The organism is Comamonas sp. Tr-654 (assembly GCF_011752915.1).
GTDB lineage: Bacteria > Pseudomonadota > Gammaproteobacteria > Burkholderiales > Burkholderiaceae_C > Comamonas.
Genome location: NZ_VWWQ01000002.1, coordinates 421,957 through 447,260, shown reverse-complemented (window position 1 = coordinate 447,260; position 25,304 = coordinate 421,957). Strand labels below are relative to the sequence as shown.

General features: G+C 64.4%; 22 protein-coding genes. 13 read left to right on the top strand and 9 right to left on the bottom strand.

Annotated features, from left to right (window positions below; genetic code table 11):
- Nucleotides 1-13: 13 nt before the first annotated feature.
- On the bottom strand, nt 14-838 hold the full coding sequence (locus F3J24_RS07715) for a helix-turn-helix domain-containing protein (protein WP_167004341.1): 825 nt from the start codon (nt 836-838) through the stop codon (nt 14-16).
- A 91-nt stretch (nt 839-929) separates the two neighbouring features.
- Here F3J24_RS07715 and F3J24_RS07710 point away from each other — a divergent pair, with 91 nt between their 5' ends.
- Entirely contained in the window at nt 930-1,844 is a 915-nt protein-coding gene (locus F3J24_RS07710) for a DMT family transporter (RefSeq protein ID WP_167004338.1), read from the top strand.
- On the opposite strand, the gene F3J24_RS07705 is transcribed toward F3J24_RS07710, so the two are convergent.
- A complete protein-coding gene (locus F3J24_RS07705) occupies nt 1,828-1,992 on the bottom strand; it encodes a hypothetical protein (protein WP_223305621.1) in 165 nt (54 codons plus the stop codon). The genes F3J24_RS07710 and F3J24_RS07705 overlap by 17 nt on opposite strands.
- Before the next feature lie 414 nt (nt 1,993-2,406).
- Between F3J24_RS07705 and F3J24_RS07700 the strand changes: the two genes are divergently transcribed.
- The 3 genes from F3J24_RS07700 to F3J24_RS07690 all read left to right on the top strand — a co-directional run bounded on the left by F3J24_RS07700 (nt 2,407) and on the right by F3J24_RS07690 (nt 5,857).
- Nucleotides 2,407-3,726 carry an MFS transporter gene (locus F3J24_RS07700; protein WP_167004335.1) on the top strand — a complete coding sequence of 440 codons (1,320 nt, stop codon included), beginning with the start codon at nt 2,407-2,409 and terminating at the stop codon, nt 3,724-3,726.
- A gap of 74 nt (nt 3,727-3,800) precedes the next feature.
- Nucleotides 3,801-4,478, top strand: coding sequence for a DUF2848 domain-containing protein (locus F3J24_RS07695; RefSeq protein ID WP_034377128.1), 678 nt, complete (start codon nt 3,801-3,803; stop codon nt 4,476-4,478).
- Nucleotides 4,479-4,492: 14 nt separating this feature from the next.
- Nucleotides 4,493-5,857 carry an amidase gene (locus tag F3J24_RS07690; RefSeq protein WP_167004332.1) on the top strand — a complete coding sequence of 455 codons (1,365 nt, stop codon included), beginning with the start codon at nt 4,493-4,495 and terminating at the stop codon, nt 5,855-5,857.
- 177 nt (nt 5,858-6,034) lie between these two features.
- On the opposite strand, the gene F3J24_RS07685 is transcribed toward F3J24_RS07690, so the two are convergent.
- Nucleotides 6,035-6,976 carry a LysR family transcriptional regulator gene (locus tag F3J24_RS07685; RefSeq protein ID WP_167004329.1) on the bottom strand — a complete coding sequence of 314 codons (942 nt, stop codon included), beginning with the start codon at nt 6,974-6,976 and terminating at the stop codon, nt 6,035-6,037.
- A 156-nt stretch (nt 6,977-7,132) separates the two neighbouring features.
- Here F3J24_RS07685 and cysK point away from each other — a divergent pair, with 156 nt between their 5' ends.
- The 3 genes from cysK (at nt 7,133) to F3J24_RS07670 (ending at nt 11,586) form a co-directional block, all read left to right on the top strand.
- Entirely contained in the window at nt 7,133-8,053 is a 921-nt protein-coding gene (gene cysK / locus F3J24_RS07680) for a cysteine synthase A (RefSeq protein ID WP_114863234.1), read from the top strand.
- Nucleotides 8,054-8,269: 216 nt separating this feature from the next.
- Entirely contained in the window at nt 8,270-10,114 is a 1,845-nt protein-coding gene (locus tag F3J24_RS07675; protein ID WP_167004326.1) for an ABC transporter ATP-binding protein, read from the top strand.
- A gap of 230 nt (nt 10,115-10,344) precedes the next feature.
- A complete protein-coding gene (locus F3J24_RS07670; protein WP_167004323.1) occupies nt 10,345-11,586 on the top strand; it encodes a LuxR family transcriptional regulator in 1,242 nt (413 codons plus the stop codon).
- Nucleotides 11,587-11,663: 77 nt separating this feature from the next.
- Here F3J24_RS07670 and F3J24_RS07665 read toward each other — a convergent pair whose 3' ends face one another.
- Entirely contained in the window at nt 11,664-12,608 is a 945-nt protein-coding gene (locus F3J24_RS07665; RefSeq protein WP_167004320.1) for a LysR family transcriptional regulator, read from the bottom strand.
- 15 nt (nt 12,609-12,623) lie between these two features.
- The gene (locus tag F3J24_RS07660; RefSeq protein WP_167004316.1) at nt 12,624-13,598 is read right to left on the bottom strand and encodes a quinone oxidoreductase; all 975 of its coding nucleotides are present in this window, start codon (nt 13,596-13,598) and stop codon (nt 12,624-12,626) included.
- A 395-nt stretch (nt 13,599-13,993) separates the two neighbouring features.
- Between F3J24_RS07660 and F3J24_RS07655 the strand changes: the two genes are divergently transcribed.
- Genes F3J24_RS07655 through F3J24_RS07640 form a run of 4 tightly spaced genes read left to right on the top strand, consistent with a single transcriptional unit; the run spans nt 13,994 to nt 19,234 of the window.
- Nucleotides 13,994-14,260 (top strand): DUF2164 domain-containing protein, encoded by a 267-nt coding sequence (locus tag F3J24_RS07655; RefSeq protein WP_043375203.1) that lies wholly within the window; start codon nt 13,994-13,996, stop codon nt 14,258-14,260.
- Between the two features lie 4 nt (nt 14,261-14,264).
- A complete protein-coding gene (locus F3J24_RS07650) occupies nt 14,265-14,531 on the top strand; it encodes a hypothetical protein (RefSeq protein ID WP_240154280.1) in 267 nt (88 codons plus the stop codon).
- Between the two features lie 30 nt (nt 14,532-14,561).
- Nucleotides 14,562-15,806, top strand: coding sequence for an exonuclease subunit SbcD (sbcD, locus tag F3J24_RS07645; RefSeq protein ID WP_167004310.1), 1,245 nt, complete (start codon nt 14,562-14,564; stop codon nt 15,804-15,806).
- Nucleotides 15,803-19,234, top strand: coding sequence for an AAA family ATPase (locus tag F3J24_RS07640; protein ID WP_167004306.1), 3,432 nt, complete (start codon nt 15,803-15,805; stop codon nt 19,232-19,234). Before sbcD ends, F3J24_RS07640 begins: the two co-directional genes overlap by 4 nt.
- 8 nt (nt 19,235-19,242) lie before the next feature.
- Here the strand turns inward: F3J24_RS07640 and F3J24_RS07635 are convergent, their stop codons facing one another.
- A complete protein-coding gene (locus F3J24_RS07635) occupies nt 19,243-20,277 on the bottom strand; it encodes an intradiol ring-cleavage dioxygenase (RefSeq protein ID WP_167004303.1) in 1,035 nt (344 codons plus the stop codon).
- A 208-nt stretch (nt 20,278-20,485) separates the two neighbouring features.
- Here F3J24_RS07635 and F3J24_RS07630 point away from each other — a divergent pair, with 208 nt between their 5' ends.
- Nucleotides 20,486-22,270: an NAD(P)/FAD-dependent oxidoreductase gene (locus F3J24_RS07630; protein ID WP_167004300.1), complete on the top strand. Its 1,785-nt coding sequence runs from the start codon at nt 20,486-20,488 to the stop codon at nt 22,268-22,270.
- A gap of 170 nt (nt 22,271-22,440) precedes the next feature.
- Nucleotides 22,441-23,010 (top strand): hypothetical protein, encoded by a 570-nt coding sequence (locus F3J24_RS07625; RefSeq protein ID WP_167004297.1) that lies wholly within the window; start codon nt 22,441-22,443, stop codon nt 23,008-23,010.
- An 18-nt stretch (nt 23,011-23,028) separates the two neighbouring features.
- On the opposite strand, the gene F3J24_RS07620 is transcribed toward F3J24_RS07625, so the two are convergent.
- The 3 genes from F3J24_RS07620 to htpX all read right to left on the bottom strand — a co-directional run bounded on the left by F3J24_RS07620 (nt 23,029) and on the right by htpX (nt 25,275).
- Nucleotides 23,029-23,823 carry an oxepin-CoA hydrolase, alternative type gene (locus F3J24_RS07620; RefSeq protein ID WP_167004294.1) on the bottom strand — a complete coding sequence of 265 codons (795 nt, stop codon included), beginning with the start codon at nt 23,821-23,823 and terminating at the stop codon, nt 23,029-23,031.
- 86 nt (nt 23,824-23,909) lie between these two features.
- Complete coding sequence (locus F3J24_RS07615; RefSeq protein ID WP_167004291.1) at nt 23,910-24,278, bottom strand: YXWGXW repeat-containing protein; 369 nt, start codon at nt 24,276-24,278, stop codon at nt 23,910-23,912.
- Between the two features lie 124 nt (nt 24,279-24,402).
- Entirely contained in the window at nt 24,403-25,275 is an 873-nt protein-coding gene (htpX, locus tag F3J24_RS07610; RefSeq protein WP_003051126.1) for a protease HtpX, read from the bottom strand.
- Between the last annotated feature and the right edge of the window lie 29 nt (nt 25,276-25,304).

Genomic DNA, 25,304 nt, shown 5'->3' with positions numbered 1-25,304 from the left:
CATTATCCCGCGTTCATAAAGAACTTGCACAGAACTCGCGTCTGAACTGCTCGGGCGGCAGGCCTGATTCGCGCTGGAACATCGCAATAAAGGCCGATGGCGTGCTGTAACCCATGTCGTAGGCGATGCGCTGCACGGTATGGCCGGCCTCCAGCGCGTCGATGGCCTGCAGATAGCGCATGCGCTGGCGCCATTCCCCCAGACTCATGCCCAGTTCGCGCTGGCAGTGGCGGGCCAGGGTTCGTTCCGTCATGTGCACGGTCTCGGCCCATTCGGCCAGACTGCGGTGGTCGTCGGGGCGCGACTGCATGGCATCCAGCACCTGCACCAGCGCGGGATGCCGGGCCACGGGCAGAAAGCTCAGCTCCAGCGGCGTGGCTCGCAACTGGTCATGCACCACCCGGGCCAACCGCAGATCGGCGTCCGTCACCGGGATCTGCACGCCCCTGGCGCCGAAGTCCGCCAGCACGGCTTTGACGATAGGTCCCAGGCGCATGCAGCCCGCCGTCTGCGGCAGGTCCGCACACAGATCGGGGGCCAGATAGACGGAGCGGTACTGCACCGCATGCTGCAGATAGCAGCTGTGCACCACGCCCGGCGGAATCCATACCCCGTGCTGCGGCGGGCACAGGATATGGCCGCTGGGCACATCCATGTTCAGGCTGCCGTGGGCCGCATAGTTCAGATGCCCCCAGCGGTGGCTGTGCGGCGGAGCCTCACTGTGTTCGCCGAACTCGTCATAGCGAAAGTAGTAGCTGCCAGGCACTGTGTCGGTGTCCAGTATCTGTACGGCGTACCGTTTGGCGGCCGGGCCGGGAGTCGGGGCAGAGGCGGGCATGGGTTCGTCCGGCTTGAGTTATGAAATGTCTGAAATCAGCAATGCGCTTCAAATACGTCAAGCGCATCATAAGCACCTCAAGGAGTTTCATATGGGTGCATACCTATTACCACTGGGCGCGGTGCTGATCTGGTCGGTCAACACCGTGGTCAGCAAGCTGGCCGCAGACAGCATCAGCGCGGCCGAGATCGGGTTCTTCCGCTGGCTGGTGGCCGCCGTGCTGTTCACACCCTTCGTCCTGCCCTCGATCTGGCGCCAGCGCGCCGACATCAAGCCCCTGCTGCCAAGGATCGCCGTGCTGGGTGTGCTGGGCATGGTCATCTACCAAAGCCTGGCCTACTACGCCGCCCACTTCACCACGGCCACGCACATGGGCATCATCGGATCGCTCACGCCCATGCTGGTGCTGGCCCTGGCCGTGTTCATGCTGGGCCAGCCGCTGACGCATGGCGGCATCTGGGGCTCATTGCTGGCGATTCTGGGAGTTGCGCTGGTGGTTTCATCGGGCCGGCTCAGCCATCTGGCTTCCGAGGGCCTGAACCTGGGCGACGCCATGATGTTCCTGGCCATGCTGGCCTATGCGGTCTACAACATCCTGCTCAAGCGCTGGCCCATGCCGCGCCTGGCCACGGTGCAACTGCTGTATCTGCAGGTGCTGGTTGCCGTGGTCGTGCAGTTTCCGCTGTATCTCTTCTCGCCCAAGACCGGGCTTGACGCCAGCAACCTGCCACTGGTGGGCTATGCCGGCATCATGGCCTCCATCGCCGCGCCGCTGCTGTGGATGAAGGCCGTGCAGACGCTGGGGCCCGGGCGATCGAGCATGTTCTTCAATCTGATCCCGGTCTTCACCGCCCTGATCGCAGCATTCGCCCTGAACGAGCCCCTGGCGGGCTACCACGCCGTGGGCGGCATCATGACGATTGCCGGTCTGCTGCTGGCCGAGCTCTGGAAGGCCCCGCTGCGCGCGCGGCCTTCCCTGGCCTGCGGTGCTAAAGCAGCAGATTGAGAATCGCGTAGCTCATCAGCGACAGCAGACTCACCACGAACACCAGCATGACCCAGGGGCCCCAGCGCTGCTCGCGCCAGGAAAAGCCGACCAGCAGGCCTACGCAACAGACCCCCAGCAGCACCAGAATTGTGTTGAACGTGAGCAAGAGCAGTCCTCCCTCAAACAGACTTTGCCCCATTGTTCCCGATTGCAGGCCCAAGGGGAAACACCATCTCCCCAGGGCTTGATATGAATCAATCAGCAATCTCTGGCACCGGGCGCAGACCGGGGTTTTGAGCCGCCCGGCAGCGCGATCCGGCGCTCATGAATCCTAGGGTTTTCCCGCGCCTTATCGGTGCACGCCTGCCTCATGCCGGTGCACAGCCCGCACCACCTCTGCTCATAAGAATTTGCATTCAGGGCCGCTCAGAATTTCTTGTTGGACAGCCCCTCGCTGCCTTTCGATACTGCCGCCACAGGAACACCGGCCCGCGCCGCATTCCAATGTTCCAAGACACACAGGAGCGCCAGCAAAAGCGCCCCATGTGCCCGCTGCACTTTCGCATACAGGAGACTCCCCATGAGCAGCCCGGCTTCCGCCACCCACCCTCTTGCCGGCCATGCCGGTGCGCACGCGCACCCCGACATGGACGCCACCTACCGCAAGATCACCTGGCGCCTGATCCCCTTTCTGGTCTTTCTCTTTGTCCTGGCCTGGATAGACCGCGTCAACGTCGGCTTCGCCAAGTTGCAGATGCTGCAGGACCTGCAGTTCAGCGAGGCTGTCTACGGCCTGGGCGCCGGCATCTTCTTCATCGGCTACTTCCTGTTCGAAGTGCCCAGCAACCTGCTGCTGGAGAAGATCGGCGCACGCAAGACGCTGGCGCGCATCACAATCCTCTGGGGCCTGGCGTCCATGGCCATGGCCTATGTGACCACGCCCACCATGTTCTATGTGCTGCGCTTTATCCTGGGCGTGGTCGAGGCGGGCTTCTTCCCCGGCGTGGTGCTGTATCTGACCTACTGGTTCCCGGCCCGCCACCGCGCCCGCATCAACGGCCTGTTCATGACCTCGTTCGCCATCGCCGGCGCCGTGGGCGGCCCGATCGCAGGCGCCATCATGAACGGCATGCAGGACGTGGGCCATCTGGCCAACTGGCAATGGCTGTTCATCCTTGAAGGCATTCCCTCGGTGATCGCCGGCTTCTTCGTGCTGGCCTGGCTGCCCGAGAAGCCCGAGAACGCCAAGTGGCTGAGCGCTGCCGAGCAGCGCGCCGTCAGCGCCGCCGTGGCCGAGGAAAGCCAACAAGGCCACAAGCAGCATTCCTTCGCCGACGCCTGCCGCAACTACCGCGTCTGGCTGTGTGCCGCCGTGTACTTCTGCATCGTCAGCGGCAACGCCACGATCGCTTTCTGGTCGCCGTCCATCATCAAGGAGATCGGCATCCAGAACAATCTCCAGATTGGTCTGATCTCGGCCATTCCGTTTCTCGCCGGCACGCTGGCCATGGTCTGGAACGGCATGCATTCGGACAAGACCGGCGAGCGCCGCATGCACAGCGCCATCGCCGCCTTGATCGCCGCAGCAGGCCTGATCCTGACCGGCATGTTCCTGCACAACGCCGTGCTGGCCCTGTGCGCGCTGACGCTGGCCTCCGTCGGCATCCTCGCCGCCTTCCCCGTGTTCTGGTCCATTCCCTCGGCCTTTCTGGCCGGCACGGCGGCCGCCGGCGGCATTGCCCTCATCAACTCCGTTGGCAACCTGGCCGGCTTTGTGGCGCCCTACATGATCGGCGCGCTCAAGACCAGCACCGGCTCGCTGTCCTCGGGGCTGTACTTCGTGGCCGCGCTGGAGTTCCTCGCCGCCTTCCTGGTCGTGCTCTTCGTCAAGAAGCAGTGACCTCCTGACGCTGCCTGCGCAGCGCCGCCATGCGGGGCCCAAAGCCCCGCTCTCCCCTTTTTGAGCTTTCCGCCATGCAACTGCAATTCACCACCCCCGAAGGCCAGACCCTGGCCCCCATCTTCGACACCCTGATCGTCGCCGGCTGGGCCGGACGCGACCATGCGGCCATCGAGCACCACATCGAGGAACTGGCCGCGCTCGGCATTCCGCGCCCCAGCGCCGTGCCGCTGTACTACCGCATCGCCAGCAACCAGCTGAGCCAGAGCAGCACGCTGCAGGTACTCGGCCCGGACTCCTCGGGCGAGGCCGAGGTCTTCGTCTTCAGCCATGACGGCGAGATGTTCGTGAGCTTGGCCTCGGACCACACCGATCGCAAGCTCGAAGCCTATAGCGTGGCCTTCTCCAAGCAGGCCTGCATCAAGCCCGTGGCCACACAGGCCTGGCGCTTCGCCGATGTGGCCGGCCACTGGGACGAGCTGATCCTGCGCTCCTGGATCGTGGAGGACGGCCGCGAAGTGCTGTACCAGGAAGGCACGCTGGCCAGCCTGCGCACACCCCAGGACCTGATCGCGGGCTACACCGGTGGCCAGAGCCAGCTGCCCGAAGGCAGCGGCATGACCTGCGGCACCATGGCCGCCATCGGCGGCATCCGCCCTGCCACGCAGTTCGCCATGGAGCTGTATGACCCACGCAGCCAGCGCAGCATCCGCCACCGCTACCGCAGCGAGCTGCTGGACATCGTCGCCTGAACACGGAGCTACCCATGACTTCAGTTTCCCCCCGCCTGGGCCAGGTCTCCGAGCGCCTGGCCCAAGGCCAGACCAGCGCCGTGCAACTGGCCGAGCAGGCACTGGAGCGCGCCACGCAAGGCGAAGGCCCGCGCGTTTTCACGCGCCTGCTGCCCGAGCAGGCCCTGGCCGAAGCCCGCGCCAGCGATGTGCTGCGCGCGGCTGGCCTGGCACGCTCGCCCCTCGAAGGTCTGCCCATCTCGGTCAAGGATCTGTTCGACATCGCGGGCCACCCCACGCTGGGCGGCTCCAGGCTGCTGGCCGATGCCGCACCCGCCACGCAGACGGCCGAAGTCGTGCAGCGCCTGCGCCGCGCGGGCGCGGTCATCGTGGGCACGACCAATATGACCGAGTTCGCCTACTCGGGCCTGGGGCTGAATCCGCACTACGGCACGCCGCGCAATCCCTGGCAGCGTGACATTGACGGCGGCCGCATTCCCGGTGGCTCGTCCTCGGGCGCGGCCATCTCGGTGACCGACGGCATGGCGCTGGCCGCCATCGGCTCGGACACAGGCGGCTCGGTGCGCATTCCCTCGGCACTGTGCGGCCTGACCGGCTTCAAGCCCACGGCGCGCCGCGTGCCCATGCAGGGCGTGCTGCCGCTGTCGGCCAATCTGGACTCCATCGGACCGCTGGCGCCCAGCGTGCGCTGCTGCGCCGCGCTGGACGCGGTGCTGTCGGGCCAATCGCATGGCGAACTGCGCGCGGCCTCGCTGCAGGGCCTGCGCCTGCTGGCGCCCACGAATGTGGTGCTGGACGGCATGGACAGCGCCGTGGCCGCGGCCTGGCAGCGCGCGCTGTCGCTGCTGTACGCGGCCGGCGTGCAGATCACCGAGGCCGTGGTGCCACCCTTCTCCGAGCTTGCGCAGATCAATGCCAAGGGCGGCTTCACCGCCGCCGAGGCCTGGGCCTGGCACCGCAGCCATATCGACGGCGCCGGCCGCCTGGCCGAATACGATCCGCGCGTGGGCACACGCATTCTGCGCGGCAAGGACATCAGTGCGGCCGACTATATCGAGTTGCTGGCGCTCCGCCAGCAGTGGATTGCCCGGGTCCAGGCGCAGATGGCCGATCACGACCTGATGCTCATGCCCACGGTGCCCGTGATCGCGCCCAAGATTGCCGAGCTGCAGGCCAGCGACGAAGCCTATTTCGCGGCCAACGGGCTGATGCTGCGCAATCCCACACTGATCAACTTCCTCGACGGCTGCGCGGTGTCCCTGCCCTGCCACCGCGCGGGCGAAGCGCCCGTGGGCCTGAGCCTGGCCGGCACGGCCGGTCAGGACCAACGCCTGCTGTCGGTGGCATTGGCGGTGGAGAACCTGCTCGCCCAGGCTTGATTGCAGAGCAAAAAAAAATAGGAGCTGCTAGCGCTTGACTGCAATCGATTTCAGACAGAAAACACTCTGAAATCGATAGGCAACAAGCGGTAGCAGCTCCTTTTTTGTTCAGTATGAGGGACACCCCCAAGCTCGGCAGGCATTGGCGCCGGCACCATTTGTGCCTGCTCCTGCGCTTTATGCGTCCCCTGCCAGACGGGCGCCCGGCAGCCGCGCCACGGCCTGGCCATGGTTCAGCGCAAACGCCGTGGCCACCTCTTCGGCGGCGCGCACCACGGTTTCGGCCAGCGGGTTCTGGTGATCGTTGCGCCAGCAGGCCATCAGCGGCAGCGAAGGAAACTCACGATCCACGCGCAGCAGGCGCAGGCGCTGCTCGGCCAGCTCGCGCTGGATGATGGCCGGCGGCACGGCCGCCACGCCCAGACCGTCGCAGACCACACGGATCATGGTCGCCACCGAGGCAATGCAGTTCATGTGCGGCGAGGCATTGCCTTCGGCGCTGAACAGCTGCTCGATCACCGCATACGGCTCGGAGCCGCGCGCAAAGCTCATGATGGGAAAAGCCGCCAGCTCGGCCAGGCTCAGGGTCTCGTCACCTATGCCCAGCTTGGGGCTGCCCACCCAGGCCATGGCGAACTCGCCCAGCGACAGATTGGCAATGGCACCGCCGGACACGGGCTTGGCCTGCAGCGAGACATCGAGCTGGCCTTTGAGCAGCTGCTCCGACATATGAATGGTGGTGTCGCAGGCGATCTCCACCTGCAGGCGCGGATAGCGCTGCTGCAGCAGCGCGAGAAAGTCGGGGAACCAGCTGTGCACGATGGATTCGATGGCGCCGATGCGGATCACGCCCGCATAGGCCTGCTTGTCCAGCATGTCCTCGCGCATCTCGCGCATCAGCCTGAGCATGCGCTCGGCATGCACCAGGGCCTTGGCGCCGTCGGCCGTGAGCGTGACCTCGCGCACGCCACGGTCGAACAGGCGCACGCCGAACTCCTGCTCCAGCGTGGCGATGCGACTGGAGACGGCCGCCTGTGTGGTGAACAGCCGCTCGGCCGTCATGCGGAAGTTGCGCAGCTCGGCCAGCAGCACAAAGGTTTCCAGAAACCGTAGATTCATGGGCCGATGTTAATCACCGCCCGCTGCCATGCCCACTTTTCGGGTCATATCGATATAGCCCATTCGCAGAACGCTTGCGTGCACAATGCTCTGTGTCTGCGCAGACAACCTGCGCTGCGATCCACTGTCCCACCATCCCTTATTCGCGGAGGTCCGATGAGAGCTGACAACATTCTGCAAACGATTGGCGACACGCCCGTCATTCACATCAACCGTCTGTTCGGCAGCAATACCAACGTCTGGATCAAGTCCGAGCGCAGCAACCCGGGCGGCTCCATCAAGGATCGTATTGCCCTGTCCATGGTGGAGGACGCCGAGAAATCCGGCGCGCTCAAACCCGGTGGCGTCATCATCGAGCCCACCAGCGGCAACACCGGCGTGGGCCTGGCCCTGGTCGCGGCCGTCAAGGGCTACAAGCTGATCCTGGTCATGCCCGAGAGCATGAGCATCGAGCGCCGCCGCCTGATGCTGGCCTATGGCGCATCCTTTGACCTGACGCCCAAGGAAAAAGGCATGAAGGGCGCCATCGCCCGCGCCCAGGAACTGGCCGCCCAGACGCCCGGCTCCTGGATTCCCCAGCAGTTCGAGAACCCCGCCAACGTGGCCGTGCATGAGGCCACCACAGCCCAGGAGATCCTGCGCGACTTCCCCGACGGCATCGACGCCTTCATCACCGGCGTGGGCACGGGCGGTCACCTATCCGGCGTGGCCAAGGTCCTCAAGGCCAAGTTCCCCAACCTCAAGGTCTATGCAGTGGAGCCCGCGGCATCGCCCGTGATCTCCGGCGGTCAGCCCGCGCCCCACCCCATCCAGGGTATTGGCGCCGGCTTTGTGCCCAAGAATCTGGACGTCAGCCTGCTCGACGGCGTGATTCAGGTGGAGGCCGAGCCCGCACGCGAATACGCACGCCGCGCCGCTCGCGAGGAAGGCCTGCTGGTCGGCATCTCCTCGGGCGCCACGCTGGCCGCCATTGCCCAGAAGCTGCCCGAGCTGCCGCCCAGTGCCAAGGTGCTGGGCTTTGCCTACGACACGGGCGAGCGCTATCTGTCGGTGGAAGGCTTCCTGCCCAACGCCTAATCGCGCCGCGCGCTTTCCTGCCACGCCGCACAATATGCGGCGTTTTTCATGCCTGTCGCGCACCTCGCGCATAGCCCGAGTTCGCCGCACGGTCGTCGGCCTATACCAATGGCCCATGGGTCAAGCGGTCATCGAGTCCGCTTGACACCAAACCAGGGCACTCCCCTACCATGGGGACAAGATATGCCACAAGCATGACACGGGAGTATTTCCATCTTGTTCCGATTTTTTGAAAAACAGGTAGCCCCTTATCCCGGCCAGGAGCCCAAGGTTCCGCCCAAGGGATTCTTTGCCTTTGTCTGGGCCTGTACCCAGGGCATGCGCGGCTGGATTGGTCTGATGACCCTGACCTCGGCCCTGCTGGCCGCCTACGAAGCGGTGCTGTTCGCCATCATGGGCCGCGTGGTGGACTGGCTGGGCACGGTCTCGCCCGCCAACTTCTGGGCCGAACAACAGGCCACGGTGCTGGGCATTGCCGCCATCCTGCTTGGCAGCGTGGCGCTGCTGGCCCTGCACACCACCGTGATGCACCAGGTGCTGGCCATCAACTTCCCGATGCGGCTGCGCTGGGTGTTCCACAAGCTGATGCTGGGCCAGAGCATGTCCTTTTATGCGGACGAGTTTGCCGGCCGCATCACCACCAAGATCATGCAGACCGCGCTGTCGGTGCGGGAAGTGGTGTTCATGGTGGTGGACGTGTTTGTGGGCGTGGGCGTCTACATGATCGGCATTCTGATCCTGGCCGCCAGCTTCGAGTGGCGGCTCATGATTCCGTTTGCGCTGTGGTTCTTCGCCTATGCCGCTGCCTGCTTCTATTTCGTGCCGCGCCTGGGCCAGATCGGCAAGGAGCAAGCCGATGCGCGCTCCATGATGACGGGCCGCGTCACCGATGCCTATACCAATATCGCCACCGTCAAGCTGTTTGCCCACACGCGCCGCGAAGCCGAATACGCGCGCAATGCCATGGAGGCCTTCAAGGCCACGGGCTATGCGCAGATGCGTCTGGTCAGCCTGTTCGAGATCACCAACCACCTGATGATTGCCCTGCTGCTGCTGGGCAGCGGCGGCATGGCGCTGTATCTGTGGACGCAGGGTCAGGCCTCTGCCGGCGTGGTGGCGGCCGTGATTGCCATGGCGCTGCGGCTGATGGGCTACTCGCACTGGGTGATGTGGCAGATGACGGGCCTGTTCGAGAACGTGGGCACCATCCAGGACGGCATCACCACGCTGACCAAGCCGCGCACCATCGTCGATGCTCCCTCGGCCAAGCCGCTGCAGGTCACCCATGGGGCGATTGCCTTCGAGGATGTGAGCTTTGGCTACAAGGCGGACGGCAAAAAGGTGCTGGACCATCTGAACCTGCACATCCGTCCCGGCGAACGCATCGGCCTGATCGGCCGTTCGGGCGCGGGCAAGTCCACGCTGGTCAATCTGCTGCTGCGCTTTCACGAGCCACAAAGCGGGCGCATCACCATCGACGGTCAGGACATCCGCAGCGTGACGCAGGACAGCCTGCGCAGCGCCATCGGCATGGTGACGCAAGACACTTCGCTGCTGCACCGCTCCATGCGCGACAACATCCTCTATGGTCGCCCGGACGCCAGCGAAGCCGAGATGCACGCAGCAGCCGACAAGGCAGAGGCGTCGGACTTCATCGCCACGCTGACCGACCTCAAGGGCCGCAGCGGCTACGACGCACAGGTCGGCGAGCGCGGCGTCAAGCTCTCGGGCGGCCAGCGCCAGCGCGTGGCGATTGCACGCGTGATGCTCAAGGACGCGCCCATTTTGCTGCTCGACGAAGCCACCAGCGCGCTGGACAGCGAGGTGGAAGCCGCCATCCAGGAAAGCCTGGATTCGCTGATGGACGGCAAGACCGTGATCGCCATTGCCCACCGCCTGTCCACCATCGCGGCCATGGATCGCCTGATCGTGATGAACGAAGGCCATATCGTGGAGGAAGGCACGCACCAGCAACTGCTGCAGCGCGGCGGCATCTACGCCAAGCTTTGGGCGCACCAGAGCGGCGGCTTTCTGGCCGACCAGGACGAGGCAGTGCAGTAAGCTGACGAGCCGGTCTGCCTGCTGCATTGGATACAGCAGCGCAGCCGGCTTGGTGCCTGAAGTTGACGACTCCCGGGTTGTCGCGGCGAGGTGGCCAGCAAAACCTGGCCGGTGCATCCGAATAAGCCGCAGTCCGGGGGCAGCCAGCTGCATGCACCAGGGATGAAGTCTTGTGAATCGAAGCCGGGCAATGAGACGTTGATAATGCGATCCAGCAAGAGGTCAACGCAATGAGCCCCACCTACGGCAAACTGAAACCCATCGATTACGCGCAAGCTTCCACAAGCTTTGCAATCAAGGATGGTCCGCTATCCGCCATTCAGAGCCCGGCGACCGAAGAGCTGATCAGCGCGGAGCGTTTCAGCGAATTCATCAATCACCTCTATGACGCGGCTTCCCTGCCGGAAGCCTGGGTTTCTTGTCTGGAAGTGATTCGCACGCATATGCGCAGCAATTTTGCCGTGCTGATCATCCGCCAGACCGAGGGCGACAATATCGGCCTGGTGGTCACCGCGTCGGGTGGGCTCAAGGACTTGCTCACACATGATGTCTACAGCGAGCACAGTCCGTTTCTTGGCATGCCCAAGGAGCAATTCAAGACCATTCCGGACCTGATGTCCGAAAGCGAATGGCGCAGCAGCGTCTATTACAAGGACTGGTGCCGTGTGCACAATATTTTCCATGTGATGGCTGCCGATATCGTGACCACCGATGGCAGCGTCTACGGCCTGCGGATAACGCGTCCCGAGTCGGAACCCGCCTTCAGCCAGAGGGATCTGGATCTGGGGCGCATGATCATGCCGCATATCCGCCGTGCGCTGAACATGCATCTGGCGCTGCACCATGACCGCCAGGTCATGTCGCTGTACAGCAGCGTCACGGCGCGCCTGATGGTCGGTGTCGTCATCCTGGACCAGAATGGCCAGTTGCTGGAAAGCAATCCTGCGGCCAAAGGTATTCTCGATGCTCAGGACGGCATCCGGATCTCCGGCGGCATGCTGGAGGCTGAATATGCGAGCGACAACCGCAAGCTCCAGCGCCTGATCAAGGATGCCTTGCTGTCCTCGCGGACATCGACCTCGGTCATGACCGAAGGCATCTCGATTGCGCGTCCTTCGGGTCAGCTCAACTGGGGGCTTGTCGTACAGAGCATTTCCTCGGATGAAAAAGCAGAGGCCAAGAGTCGTCCCTGCGTCGCGGTGTTCATGCGCAACACCGATGGCAAGGCCGATCCGTCCGCGCATCTGGCCCAGCAGCTGTTTCAGCTCACGTCGGCGGAGACCGCGCTGGTGATCCAGCTGACCCATGGCCTGACACTGGAGGAGGCTGCCAAAGCGCTGGGCATCCGCCTCAATACCGCAAGAGCTCACCTGCGTTCCATCTTTTCCAAGACCGGCGCCCGCCGCCAGAGCGAGCTGGTACGCTTCTTTCTCAATAGCGCGGCCTGGCTGGGAAGCAAGAGCGGCACCTAGCCCTTGCGCCGCAACCGCGCCCAGGCCTTGTGCGGTCCGTCCTCATCGCCCTGGAGCAGCGGGAAAGGCAGGCTTCCTCAGCGGTCTGCGGGCCGCCAGGGCACTCCCGCAAAAGCATCGGTCATCCATTGCTTGAACGCCTTCATGGCGCCCGTGTTGTACTGCCCCGATGGGCGCACCAGGTGGATGCCGCCGGCTTCCCCCAACGTCCATTGAGGCAATATGCGGACGAGCTCTCCGGTATGGATGGAGGGCACGAGGTGCCAGTCGCTGCCGGCGATGATGCCCACACCTTTGAGAGCCGCATGAAGCAGAGCTTCATTGTCGTTGCTGAGCATGGAACCGCTGACGCGCACCGATTCAGCGACCTTGGCCACCCTCTTTCCTGCGGACCGAACCAGCGTCCATTGTGGAAAATCCAGCAGACCGGTGTAGCCCAGGCAGTTGTGACGGACGAGATCTGCAGGCCTGTCTGGCGCTTCATGGCGCTCAAGATAGCTCGAGGATGCACACAGAAGGCGGTACTGGTCGCACAGCCGCGTGGCCACCAGCCTGCTGTCCGACAGATGACCGATGCGTATGGCTGCATCAAAACGCTCTCCCACGATGTCCACGATGCGGTCGCTGTACTCCACTTCGAGCACGACCTCCGGATAGGCCAGGGAAAACTCGGCCAACATGGGACTGATCCAGCGCCGCCCCATCGAAGCAGGTATGGACAGGCGCAGGCGTCCTCGCGTTTCCTGAGCACCCTGCGCCGCTTCCTGCTCCGCCTCCCGAATCAGGTCACTGGCCTGACGCACCTTCTCCACCAGCCGCAGGCCTTCGCTGGTGAAATGCAGCTGACGCGTGGTGCGCTCCACCAGCCGCACACCCAGTCTTCGCTCGAGAGCCTGCATGCGCTTGGAAAGCACCGAAGGATGACGCCCGAGAGACCGTCCCGCAGCGGCAAATGAACCCTGCTCTGCCAGTGCGAGCAGCGTGGCGAGCTCGTCCGTGCGCTGGCTGTCGAGTATGTCCATGGTGTCCGTGGCGATTCAGGGAGTGAGGATGATCGATCCTTGCGAGCGGCCTTGCTCCAGATCCGCGTGCGCCGCGGCTGCATCCTTGAGCGCGTAGCTTTTCCAGACCTGGGGCCTGAGTATGCCGGCGGCAATGGCATCCAGCACGTCCTGCGCGCGGCTCTGGTATTCCTCTATCGTTGCCGTATGTGCAGCCAGTGAAGGGCGGGTCAGAAACAGCGAGCCTTTGGCATTGAGCACTCCCGGCTCGACGGCCGGCGGCAGGCCCGAGGTGGCACCAAACGACACCATCAGCCCTCTGGGCCGCAGGCAGTCCAGCGATGCGGAGAAGGTGTCTTTTCCGATGGGGTCGTAAACCACGTCCGCCATGTGCCCCTGCGTGGCCTGCATCACCTGGGATGGCAGCGACTGCGCCTCGAAGACAAAGACCTGGTCGCAGCCCGCCGCCTTGGCGCGCTCCACGCTGGCCGGCTTGGAAACGACGCCCAGTACCTGGGCTCCCAGGTGCTTTGCCCAGGTGCACATCAGCTGCCCCAGCGCCCCCGCAGCGCCATAGATCAGCACGCGGCTGCCCTGCCTCACCTGGCCCGTGGTCTTGAGCAGATACTGGGCCGTGATGCCCTTGAACAGGACCGACGCGGCAGCGTCATCCCCGAGTGCGTCCGGGAGCCTGATCAGGCGATCGGCAGGGAACAGGCGCGCACTGGCATAGGCGCCCAGAGGGCCTGTGGCATAGCCGACACGATCGCCCACTTTCAGGGCCGAGACTCCGGCCCCCACTGCAGCCACGACCCCCGCCCCCTCCAGGCCCAACCCCGAAGGCAATGCAATCGGCACCAGGCCCTTGCGCTGGCTGACATCCAGAGGATTGACGCCGATGGCGGTCTGCTCGAGCAGAACCTCGCCCGGCCCCGGCGATGGCAGATCCAGCGCTTCGAGCTGCATCACTTCGGGCGCACCTGCGTTGTAGATTCGAATGGCGAGAGCCATGGCTTTTCCTTGGCAATGATGAAGAGGCCATGGTATTCATGCCACCCACCTGCATCAATACGAGCACATGCACATGATAAGTGCACGCGATGCAGCAATATCTGCATGCTGGCATGCACCAGAGCCGGCAGCCAGAATCAGGTACACCCCGGCCCATCGCCAGCTGCGAGGCGACGTAGCGGCCTGCCTGAACAAGAGCGCCGAGCCCGCGGCCCATCCATGAAAGTCCGCATGCCAGGCCGCACAGAAACAGGTGGTTGCGGCAGCGAAGGCGGCCAGAAATGCATCGACTTGCAACACCGCTCGCTCTGGAGCCGATGAGACATCGATACGCCACAATAATCCTTGTCCATCAGACGCTTGAAGCGCCAGAAATTTACAGGAACGCTTGATCGATGAGCATAGAACTCCCCAAACACGCACAGCAGCAGGCCATTGCCTCCATAGAACGCTATTTCCGCGAAAACATGGACGAGCCCATAGGCAATATGCAATCGGGTGCCCTGCTGAATTTCTTTCTCGCGGAAATAGGCCCCAGCATCTACAACCGTGCCGTGGCCGATGTGCAGGAGAACCTGCAGGCCAGGCTGCAGGAGCTGGACTATGAGGTGGGCAAAGAGGAATTCAGCTACTGGACGGCCAAGCGCGCTGGCAGGCGCTGAGATGATGCCCGCGCGACGCCTGCAGGCAGCTCTGCGGCCAGACCAGCCGCCACCGCCTTTGGCGACGCTGGCCCAGGCACTCAGGGATGAAGGCATGACCCAGGCCGCGCTCTACCGCCTGTTTCAGACAGAGCATGCGCGTTCGGACCTCGACGAACTACGCCTGGAAGCCCTGGCCGAGGCCATGGATCTGATCTGGGGTGGCGGCTGGGCCAAAGGCCACGCCTTGTTCGGGCAGGAGCTATCGCAAGAACGGCTGGACAGCGAGTAACACGGGGGCTGGCTGGCATACCATCGCGGCATGCGTCTTCTCCATACCTCCGACTGGCATCTGGGCCAGCACTTCATGGGCCGCAGCCGTCAGGCCGAGCATCAGGCCCTGATCGACTGGTTGCTCACCCAAGTCCAGACCCATGCCGTGGATGCCGTGCTGATCGCCGGCGACATCTTCGACACCGGAGCCCCACCCAGCTATGCACGCGAGCTGTACAACCAGCTCATCGTGGGCCTGCACGATGCAGGTGCGGCCTTGCTGCTGCTGGCCGGCAATCATGACTCGGTCAGCGTGCTCGATGAAAGCCGCGAGCTGCTGAGCTACCTGGGCGCCCAGGTGGTCAGCTCGACCGGCGACGAGGCCCGGCATGTGGTCACGCTGCCGCTGCGCGGCACAGCCCGCAAACCAGGCTGCATCGTCTGCGCCCTGCCCTTTATCCGCCCTCGTGATGTGCAGCAAAGCCAGGCCGGGCAAAGCGCTCAGGACAAGCAGCAGGCACTGCAAACCGCGATTGCGTCCACCTACCAGCGCGTGTACGCCGCCGCCCTGCAACAGCAACAGGCGATGCAGGCCAGCCAGGGCGAGCGGCTGCCCATCATTGCCACCGGCCATCTGACCACGGTGGGTGCCAGCAGCAATGAATCGGTACGTGAAATCTATGTGGGCGCACTGGAGGCCTTTCCGACCAATGCTTTCCCGCCGGCCTGCTACATCGCTCTTGGCCATATCCACAAGCCGCAGCTTGTCGGCGGACTCGATCACATTCGCTACAGCGGCTCTCCTATCGCGCTGGGATTTGACGAAGCCAGGCAGACCAAGCAGGTACTGCTGGTGGATCTGAATGCCGACGGACTGCAGACCGTCACCCCCCTGCCCGTGCCGGTGTTCCAGCCCATGGCCTCCATCACCGGCAGCCTGGCCCAGATGCCGGCCTTGCTGGAATCTGCCTCGACCCAGGCACAAGCCGATCGGCCAGTCTGGCTGGAGGTGACGGTACAGGAAGACGACTATCTCTCCGACCTCATGGCGCGCGTGCAAGCCATGGCCGAGTCACTGCCCGTGGAGATTCTGCGCATCAAGCGTCAGCGCGGTCAGGCTGCGGCACAGCTGTCCGGCGAGGCCCGCGAGTCGCTGGATGAACTCACCCCGCTTGATGTGTTTGCACGCCGACTGGCCCAAGAGAGCCTGGAGCCGCGACTGCAATCGGCGCTGACCGAGCGCTATCAACAGGTGCTGCACGGTCTCCATGAGCAGCCGGGAGCTGTCGCATGAGAATTCTCAAACTGCGGCTGAAGAACCTGAACTCGCTCAAGGGCGACTGGAGCATCGACTTCACCGCCGCCCCCTTTGCCGACAACGGTCTGTTTGCCATCACCGGCCCCACGGGCGCGGGCAAGTCCACGCTGCTCGATGCCATCTGCCTGGCGCTCTACCACCAGACGCCGCGGCTCGACAGCATCAGCGGCAGCAACGACATCATGACGCGCCACACCGGCGAATGCGAAGCCGAGGTGGAGTTCGAGGTCAAAGGCGTGGCCTACCGCGCCTTCTGGAGCCAGCGCCGCGCGCGCGGCAAGCCCGACGCAGCCCTGCAAGCGCCCAGGGTGGAGCTGGCACTGGTGGCGGACGGCAGCATACTCACCACGCACGTCAAGGACAAAACTCGGCGCATCGCCGAGATCACCGGGCTGGACTTTGCACGCTTCACCAAGTCCATGCTGCTGGCCCAGGGAGGCTTTGCCGCCTTCCTGCAGGCCACGGCCAATGAGCGTGCCGAGCTGCTGGAAGAGCTGACCGGCACCGATATCTACGGACGCATCTCGGAGAGCGTCTTTGCACGCGCGCGCGACGCGCGTCAGGCCCTGGAAAAGCAGCAGGCCCAGGCCCAGGGCATGCAGCTGCTGGATGCCGGCACGCGCGAGCAGCTGCTGTCCCAGGTCGCGCTGCTGCAGACCGGCTTGACGGATCTGCAGACACGCCACCAGCAGCTGCAAACCGTGCAACGCTGGCAGGCACAGACCATGCAGGCCATGGAGGGCGTGGAGCAGGCGCGCAATGCACAAGCCAACGCCCAGCAAGCGCTGACTGATGCCGCCCACGATTTGCTGCGCCTGCAGGCCCATGGTCCTGCACAGGCAATCCAGCCCGTGCATCAGCGCTGGCAGCAGGCGCAAGAACAGCAAAGCGCACAAGTTGCACAGCTGCACCAGCTGCATGCGCTGCGGCTGCAAGCCCAGGGCACGCAATGGCAGCAACACCAACAGGCCCGGCAACTGGCTGGCGATCGGCTGCAGCAGTCACGGCTGCAGCTCGAGTCTGCACAGGCCCGGCAGGCCGACTTGACGGCATGGCAACAGGCCCATGCCAGCCACGCCCTGCTGGGTGAAAACCTCAGCGGCTGGCGCGAGCAGCTGCAGCAAGCTCAGCAACTGCAGCTGCAAGCCGTTCAGACAAAAGCGCAGGCAATGCAGTTGCAGCAAGTCGCCCTGCAGCTTCAGCAGCAAGCCGAGGCGCAGACACAGCATGGCACGCAGTCGACACGGCAAGTCGCCCTGGCGCTGCAACAGCAACAGACCGCTGAACAAGACCTGCAGCAGCAGCTGGCCATGCATGGCAACCTGCCTCAGCTGCGCAGCCACTGGCAAAACGCCCAGCGCCAGCTGCATCACTGGCAGCAATTGCAGGAGCACGCTGCGCTGCGACAGCCCCTGGATGCACAGCAGCAGCGTAATGCGCAGGCGCTGAGCGCCGTTGAAGCCCGCATCCAGGAGCAGCTTGCGCAACGCGATGACCTGCGTGCGCAATACAAGGCGCTCAAGGACAAGGTGAACGACAAGCAAGCCCTGCTTGACCAGGAGCGCCTCATCCAAAGCCTGCAAGACCACCGCGCCGCGCTGCAGCCCGACGATGCCTGCCCGCTGTGCGGATCGCACGAGCACCCAGCCATCACCGAGTACGCGGCGCTGGATGTATCGGCCACTGCCGCCGCACTGCAGCAAGCGCAGAGCGAACTCGAGTTGCTGCAGCGCCAGGGCGAGCAGTTGAACACCGCGCTGGCCACTGCCCAGGGCCAGCGGCACCAGCAGCAGGAGCAGCATCAGGTCATTGCCCAGCAGATCGAGAAATGGCTGGCACGCTGGGCTGACTTACGCGCGCAGAGCCCAGTGCCGCTGGATGAGGCTGCATGGCAAAAGCCCGAGGCACTGCGCACCGCTTGCGCTGAAGCCGGGCAGCAGATTGCGCGGCTGCAGCAGAACATGGCCGATGCCGAGGCCGCCGAACGCCAGCTGCAACAGGCCAAAGATGCCTGCCAGGCTGCCTTGCAACAGCAGCAGCAGGTCGAGCATGCACAGGCCAGCACCCGGCAGTCTCTGCAGAGCAATCTGAGCCAGCAGGAGCAGACCGCCCAGGCACTGCAAGCCCTGGAGCAGCAGGCCAGCGACCTGCAGACCCGCTTGCAGCATGCCCTGCAGAAGGCAGGCCATGCATTGCCCGATGGCCCGGACACGACAGACTGGCTGACTGCGCGCCAGCAGGAATGGCAACAATGGCAGCGCCAGCAACAGGCAATGCAAGAGCTGACCCAGCAGATCGATCTGCTGCAGCGCCAGGTCGTGCAGGCCGCAGAGGATGCCGATCACTGGCAGCAACGCAGCCAGGCCCTGCCCGATCTGCCCCCCGACGCCAGCGCCAGTGCAGCGCCACCCGCCGCCACGCTGCAAGACTGCAAAATCCTGCTCGAGCAGACTGCGCAGCAACTGGCCACGCTGCAAGGTCAGGCAAGCCAGGCACAAGCCACCCTCGAGCAACTGCAGCAATCGACGCAGCAGACCCAGGCCGAATGGCAGCAGGCGCTGCAGGCCAGCCCCTTCTGCGACGAAGCGCAGTACAGCGCAGCCCTGCTGTCCGATGCCGAGCAGCAAGGCCTGCTGGCCTTGAGCAACCAGCTTCAGAGCGCAGCACAACGCGCGGCCACCTTGCAGGCCGACGCCAGCCAGCGCCTGGCCGAGCTGCAGGCACAGGCGCTCAGCGCCGAAACGCCGGAGAGCATCAGCGATCAGATCACGCAACTGGAGGCAGAACGTTCCCAGCAGGCCGAACAACTGGGCGCGCACCGCGCCCGCCTGGCGGACGACGACCAGCGCCGCGCGGGCCAGCAAGCCCTGCTGGCCCGGATCGCCGAGCAGGAACAGGACAGCGATCTCTGGCAACACCTGGACAGCCTGATCGGCTCCGCCAAAGGGGACAAGTTCCGCAAGTTTGCCCAGGGGCTGACGCTAGACCATCTGCTGCATCTGGCCAACCGGCACCTGGAGCGCCTGCACGGCCGCTATCTGCTGCGGCGCAAGCCCACGGGCGAACTGGAACTGGACATCGTGGACGGCTGGCAGGGCGATGTGGCTCGCGACACGCGCACGCTTTCGGGCGGCGAGGCCTTTCTCGTCAGCCTGGCACTGGCGCTGGCACTGTCGGATCTGGTCAGCAGCAAGACCTCGATTGACTCGCTATTCCTGGACGAAGGCTTCGGCACGCTGGATGGCGACACGCTGGAGATCGCCCTGGCCACGCTAGACGCACTCAACGCTAGCGGCAAGATGATTGGCGTCATCAGCCATGTGGAAGCGCTCAAGGAGCGTATTCCAGCGCAGATCCGCGTGGAAAAAGCGGCCGGAATCGGCTACTCCAGACTGGTGATCTGAAGCCTGGCTCAGGTGCCGGGCGGAGGTGGCGGCATCATGCCCGGGCGCGGCGGCCGCATGCCGCCGGGCCGCCCCGGACCTCCTGGCCCACCCGGGCCGCCTGGCGGCATGGAGCCCTTGACCTGGCAGAGCTTGTCGGCACTGTCGCTGCGCACCACCACGGTCTTCGATGCCAGCATAACCCCGCCCAGGTTCTGCACATCGAAGACATAAGGCATCTTGTCCGGCTCCTGCCCGACCACGTTGTCCACATCCAGGCGGGTATCGGGCTGGCCCTTGTCCTTGTAGAGCAGCGCCTGCGCAAAGATCTCGCTGTTGAGCGCATCGCTGAACAACAACTGGCTGGTCAGCCACGATGCAGCGCTGTCTGCCGGGTCGTAGCTGCCTTGCAGAATGCGAAAGTGCACATGCACGGCACGGCCGCGATACCAGCCGGGGTAGCAGCTGTCGAAGCGCGCCACGCCATTGCCGTCGGTGCGCTGATAGCCGCGAAAGAACTGCTTGTTCACATCGGCGGCATCGTTGTTGCACATGCGGTGAATCTGGCCCGAGTATCCGCCCGTGTGATTGGTATGCCAGATCTCCACAATCGTGCCCGGCACCGGCTCGCAGCGCTCGTTGACCACGCGAATCTGCATATGCAGCGGCAGGCCATCCCAGCCATCGCTGACATCCATGCGCTCGGGCGACAGCGTGTGGCAAGGGCCGATGGTGGCCTCGCAGGTCAGACGACAACCGCCCGCCAGCCCGGCGGCAGCAAATGGATTGATGCCGCGCACGGCAGCGGTGATGGCCTTGGTACCGCCGCCGAGCCAGGGAGCAGCGGCTTTCGCCGCGCTGGCCGTGGCCGGCGCTGCTGCCGAACCGATTGCGGCGGGCGCGGCACGACCGGGCAATGGCATGAAGGGCAGTGCCCCCAGCAGGGCTGCGGATTGCCGCAGCCAGCTTCTGCGCGAGGTTGTGCACGCGGCCGGTACAAGCGTTTCGGATGAGGAGTGCGGCTGGGTCATGGGCGATAAGGACTCGTCTGTGAATCGCGCCATGCTAGCGCCACAGCCGCCAACGCAGCCAGCGACTACCTCATCTTTACCGATGCTATACAAAAATGCTCTTCATGCCTTTTCTGTAAAGCGCCATGCGCTACGGTTTTTGATGGTTTCACCGATCAAACGCCAAGGTCACCCCGCCCGCGCCAAGCCGGCCCAAAGGCTTTGGCTTACCATCCAGACCCTTGCTTGATAGGTACAAGCCATGATCCGGATCGCAGAACTCAAACTCCCTCTCTCGGCGGTTGAATACCACCCCGAGAACCACACCGAATATCAGCCCACGGACCAGCTCACCCGGCTCGCGGCCGAGCGTCTGGGCATTCCATCCTCCGCCATTGCCAAGCTGCATGTGCACAAGCGCAGCTTCGATGCGCGCAAGGCCGAGTTGCTGGCCGTCTACATCGTCGATATCACGCTGGCCGACGAGGGCCGTGAGGCCGCGCTGCTGACGCAGTTTGCCGACCATCCCCATGTCAACCCGACGCCAGACATGAGCTGGCAGCCCGTGGGCCATGCCCCGGCCGATCTGGACGAGCGCCCCGTGGTCGTAGGCTTTGGCCCCTGCGGCATGTTTGCCGGGCTGGTGCTGGCCCAGATGGGCTTCAGGCCCATCGTGCTGGAGCGCGGCAAGACCGTGCGCGAGCGCACCAAGGACACCTGGCGCCTGTGGCGCAAACGCGAGCTGACGCCCGAGTCCAATGTGCAGTATGGCGAAGGCGGCGCCGGCACCTTCTCAGACGGCAAGCTCTACAGCCAGATCAAGGACCCGCGCCATCTGGGCCGCAAGGTACTGACCGAGTTCGTGACCTATGGTGCTCCGCCCGAAATTCTCTACGCGGCTCACCCCCACATCGGCACTTTCAAGCTGGTCAAGCTGGTCGAAGGCATTCGCGAGGAAATCGTGCGCCTGGGCGGCGAAATCCGCTTCGAGCAGCGCGTGACTGATGTGCAGATCGAAGAGGTTGACGGCCAACGCCAGTTGGTCGGCCTGCAAGTGCTCGACCAGGCCACGGGCCAAAGCTATGCACTGCCCACCCATCATGCCGTGATGGCGCTGGGCCACAGCTCGCGCGACACTTTTGCCATGTTCTACGAGCGCGGCGTGGCCATGGAGGCCAAGCCCTTCTCCGTGGGATTCCGCATCGAACATCCGCAAAGCGTGATCGACCGCGCCCGCTGGGGCAAGGATGCCGGCCATCCGCTGCTGGGCGCTGCCGACTACAAGCTGGTGCACCATGCCAAAAACGGCCGCGCCGTCTACAGCTTCTGCATGTGCCCGGGCGGCACCGTGGTGGCCGCGACCAGCGAACCCGGGCGCGTCGTCACCAACGGCATGAGCCAGTATTCGCGCGCCGAGCGCAATGCCAATGCGGGCATGGTCTGCGCCATCAGCCCCGAGGACTACCCGCAAGACGCCGAGAGCTTTGCCTGGGCCTTCGACGGCAAGACCTTTGGCGTCGAAAAGCTGCAAAAAGGCGAGCATCACCCGCTCTCCGGCATTGTGCTGCAGCGCCAGCTGGAGTCCAAAGCCTATGTGCTCGGCGGCCAGAACTACAGTGCACCCGGCCAGCTCGTGGGCGACTTTGTGACTGGCAAGCCATCCACCGAATTTGGCGAAGTTCAGCCCTCCTACAAGCCCGGCATCAGCCTCGGCGATCTGCACCAGGCCCTGCCCGCCTATGCGATCGAAGCCATGCGCGAAGCCCTGCCCGCCTTTGGCAAGAAGATTCGCGGCTACGACATGAAGGATGCCGTGCTGACCGGTGTGGAAACCCGAACCTCGTCCCCGGTCAAGATCGGCCGCGGCGCCGACTTCCAGAGCGACAACACGCGCGGTCTGTACCCGGCCGGTGAGGGTGCCAGTTACGCGGGCGGCATTCTGTCGGCCGGTGTGGACGGCATCAAGGTCGGCGAGGCCGTGGCGGCGGCGATTCTCGGCGTGGCAGTCCCCTCCTCGGGCGCACGCGGCTCGGGCGGCGCCCTGTAAACCGCCTGCCTCTCGTTGCTCCCCAGGCATGCAAGCCCTGCGGCTGGCTGCCTTTGAGGGGCGCGAGCACACCGGAGGTCATGGTTCTTACAAGTTTTTGGACGCTGACTGACATTGCGCCAGGCTTGACATCGGTACGCTGAGGGCTTCATCGCCCGCCAAGCGTCACCATGAAACCTACGCGACTCGCCCCTGCCTCTGTAACCCTGGGACTGGCCTGCTGGCTGGCTGCCGCCAGTGCCAGTGCACAAACCAGTGACTCCACTGCTGCGGCAGACGCTGCCGCCAACAAGCCCTCTGCGCTGTCGGGCTGGATGTTTGGCTACGCCCCCCTGGACTGGCATTTCTCCGATGCCAAAAAGGAAAACGATTTCGAGCCTGACGAACAAAAGCATGCCTATGTCTGGCTGATCCAGGCCGAAAAGGAACTGGACGAGCGCCATATCGCGGGCTTTGCTTATTTCAAGAATTCATTCGGTCAGCCCAGCCAGTACGCTTACTACGGATGGCGCTTCAGGCCGTTTGACAGCGTGCCAGGCCTTTTCTTCAAGGTCACGGGCGGCATCATTCACGGCTACAAGTTTCCGTACAACAAGAAGATCCCGTTCAACAACCGGCATGGCTGGGGCATCACGGCCATTCCGGCCGTGGGCTATGACTTCAATCGGAACTGGGGAGCCCAGATCAATGTGCTGGGTAATGCCGGCGTGATGTTCCAGCTCAACTACACGGTTCGCTAGGTCGCCAGGAGCGCCCTGTCAGGCTCCGCGCAGCCTGGCAAAGTCGGGCGCACGCTTTTCCAGAAAGGCCGCAATGCCTTCGCGGGACTCCTCGCTGCCCTGGGCCTCGACCATGTAGTCAGCCTCCAGCGCCAGCTGCTGCTCCAGGCTGTGGGTGTGAGCCACCCGGCACAGTGCCTTGATACGTGCGGTCGCGACCTCCGGCCCCTGGGCCAGTTGCCGCGCGAGTTCCAGTGCTTGGGCCAAGGCCTGGCCCGGCTCCGCCAAACGGTTGACGCAGCCATACGCATGCATGCGCTCGCCGCTGATGCGCTCGCCCGTCAGGCAGAGCTCGGTCAGTAACTGACGGGACATGAACTCGGCCAGAAAAGACGTCGCACCACCGTCGGGGGTGAGGCCGACCTTCACATAGGCCACCGAGAAAACCGCCGACCTTGCCGCCACCAGCATGTCGCAAGCCATGGCCAGAGACAGGCCTGCACCCGCAGCCGCGCCTTCCACCGCCGCGATAACGGGCTTGGGGCAGTCGCGTATGGCACGCATCAGATGGTTGAGATCCTCGAGCCTGAGACGGCGTTCGGCCAGCGGCATCTCGCGCCGCGTCGCCAGCTGGTTCAGATCGCCGCCAGCGCAGAAATGACCGCCCTCGCCCGTGAGGATCACGGCAGCCACCGAGGCATCGGTGCCGGCCGCACGCAACGCTTCCATGACCGCGTGGTAATACTCGGGCGACAGCGCATTGCGCGCGGCCTGATTGTTGTTGGAGAGAACGAGAACAGCGCCTTCGCGGCGGGTGACAAGAGCAGGACTCACGGCAAACCTCCTGCATCCGACTCTAGCGATGCCGACATGGCCCGCCTAGCGGGCTTATGCCATCTCTTGTCACCTAGCGGACGCCCTCAGCGGCGCGGCCCCCAATGACCACCGCCATGATGCCAGCCACCAGGACCATGGTTCCAGCCCCCTTCATGCCAGCCGTAGCCGGGACGTGGCGGCATGGCCCAGCGACCGGGACGCCAGTTGTAGCGTCCGCCGCCCCAGCCCCAGGAGCCACCGATCCAGACATAGGCCGGCGAGGGAGCCACCGGGATCACCTCGTTGATCAGGGGAGGCGGGGCCATGGGTGCATAGACATCGCCCGTAACCACCTCGGTTCCATAAGCCGGATAGGCCGGGGCCACCACACAGCCCGTAAGCAGGGCGGCCGAGCCGCCGAGCAGCAAGGCCGGCAGCAGGCGGCGGGTCATGGTTTGAGAGATGAGGGACATCACAACTCCTGAAAGTCCGGGGACATGTATATGCTCTTACAACGCAAAAGCCCCTGCCGGTTGTTGACAGGGGCTTGTGAAGCAGCGGTAAAGACCGGCTACTGCCGTTTACACATGTGTACGCTTAGCGAGCGTTTTGCAGTGCAGCAATGCGCTGCTCGATGGGCGGGTGGGTGGAGAACAGCTGGCCGATGCCGCCGGCAATGCCCATGGCTGCCACGCTCTTGGGCAGCTCGCCCGGATGCATACCGCCCAGGCGGGCCAGCGCATTCATCATGGGCTGCTTGCGACCCATGAGCTGTGCGGCGCCCGCGTCGGCACGGAACTCGCGCTGGCGCGAGAACCAGGCCACGATGATGGCGGCGACAAAGCCCAGCAAGATATCCAGCACCACGGTGGTGATCATGTAGCCGATGCCGGGGCCCGAGCTTTGCTCGTCGTTGCGGCGCAGAAAGGAATCGACCGCATAGCCGATCACACGCGAGAGGAAGACCACAAAGGTGTTCATCACGCCCTGGATCAGCGTCATGGTCACCATGTCGCCATTGGCGATGTGGGCCACTTCGTGGCCGATCACGGCCTCGACCTCTTCGCGGGTCATGCCTTCGAGCAGCCCCGTGGACACCGCCACCAGGGCCGAGTTCTTGAAGGCGCCGGTCGCAAAGGCGTTGGGCTCGCCCTCATAGATGCCGACTTCGGGCATGCCGATGCCGGCCTTCTCGGCAAAGCCGCGCACGGTGTTGACGATCCAGGCCTCATCGGCATTGCGCGGCTCGTTGATGACCTGCACGCCCGATGTCCACTTGGCCATGGGTTTGGAGATCAGCAGCGAGATGATGGCACCGCCAAAACCCATGATGAAGGCAAAGCCCAGCAGGGCGCCCAGATTGAGGCCGTTGGCAGTGAGGTAGCGGTTGACGCCCAGCAAGCTGGCGACGATGCCCAATACCGCCACCACGGCGATATTGGTCAGTAGAAATAAGGCAATACGTTTCATCGAGGGTGTACTCCACACAGGGGACAAAA

What these genes read in the sequence shown, in the direction of transcription:
- F3J24_RS07715 (WP_167004341.1), bottom strand. Translation starts at nt 838, where the DNA reads ATGCCCGCCTCTGCCCCGACTCCCGGCCCGGCCGCCAAACGGTACGCC.
- F3J24_RS07655 (WP_043375203.1), top strand. Translation starts at nt 13,994, where the DNA reads ATGAGCATAGAACTCCCCAAACACGCACAGCAGCAGGCCATTGCCTCC.
- F3J24_RS07700 (WP_167004335.1), top strand. Translation starts at nt 2,407, where the DNA reads ATGAGCAGCCCGGCTTCCGCCACCCACCCTCTTGCCGGCCATGCCGGT.
- F3J24_RS07685 (WP_167004329.1), bottom strand. Translation starts at nt 6,976, where the DNA reads ATGAATCTACGGTTTCTGGAAACCTTTGTGCTGCTGGCCGAGCTGCGC.
- F3J24_RS07665 (WP_167004320.1), bottom strand. Translation starts at nt 12,608, where the DNA reads ATGGACATACTCGACAGCCAGCGCACGGACGAGCTCGCCACGCTGCTC.
- sbcD (WP_167004310.1), top strand. Translation starts at nt 14,562, where the DNA reads ATGCGTCTTCTCCATACCTCCGACTGGCATCTGGGCCAGCACTTCATG.
- F3J24_RS07670 (WP_167004323.1), top strand. Translation starts at nt 10,345, where the DNA reads ATGAGCCCCACCTACGGCAAACTGAAACCCATCGATTACGCGCAAGCT.
- htpX (WP_003051126.1), bottom strand. Translation starts at nt 25,275, where the DNA reads ATGAAACGTATTGCCTTATTTCTACTGACCAATATCGCCGTGGTGGCG.
- F3J24_RS07660 (WP_167004316.1), bottom strand. Translation starts at nt 13,598, where the DNA reads ATGGCTCTCGCCATTCGAATCTACAACGCAGGTGCGCCCGAAGTGATG.
- F3J24_RS07630 (WP_167004300.1), top strand. Translation starts at nt 20,486, where the DNA reads ATGATCCGGATCGCAGAACTCAAACTCCCTCTCTCGGCGGTTGAATAC.
- F3J24_RS07650 (WP_240154280.1), top strand. Translation starts at nt 14,265, where the DNA reads ATGCCCGCGCGACGCCTGCAGGCAGCTCTGCGGCCAGACCAGCCGCCA.
- F3J24_RS07615 (WP_167004291.1), bottom strand. Translation starts at nt 24,278, where the DNA reads ATGTCCCTCATCTCTCAAACCATGACCCGCCGCCTGCTGCCGGCCTTG.
- cysK (WP_114863234.1), top strand. Translation starts at nt 7,133, where the DNA reads ATGAGAGCTGACAACATTCTGCAAACGATTGGCGACACGCCCGTCATT.
- F3J24_RS07640 (WP_167004306.1), top strand. Translation starts at nt 15,803, where the DNA reads ATGAGAATTCTCAAACTGCGGCTGAAGAACCTGAACTCGCTCAAGGGC.
- F3J24_RS07635 (WP_167004303.1), bottom strand. Translation starts at nt 20,277, where the DNA reads ATGGCGCGATTCACAGACGAGTCCTTATCGCCCATGACCCAGCCGCAC.
- F3J24_RS07695 (WP_034377128.1), top strand. Translation starts at nt 3,801, where the DNA reads ATGCAACTGCAATTCACCACCCCCGAAGGCCAGACCCTGGCCCCCATC.
- F3J24_RS07625 (WP_167004297.1), top strand. Translation starts at nt 22,441, where the DNA reads ATGAAACCTACGCGACTCGCCCCTGCCTCTGTAACCCTGGGACTGGCC.
- F3J24_RS07710 (WP_167004338.1), top strand. Translation starts at nt 930, where the DNA reads ATGGGTGCATACCTATTACCACTGGGCGCGGTGCTGATCTGGTCGGTC.
- F3J24_RS07690 (WP_167004332.1), top strand. Translation starts at nt 4,493, where the DNA reads ATGACTTCAGTTTCCCCCCGCCTGGGCCAGGTCTCCGAGCGCCTGGCC.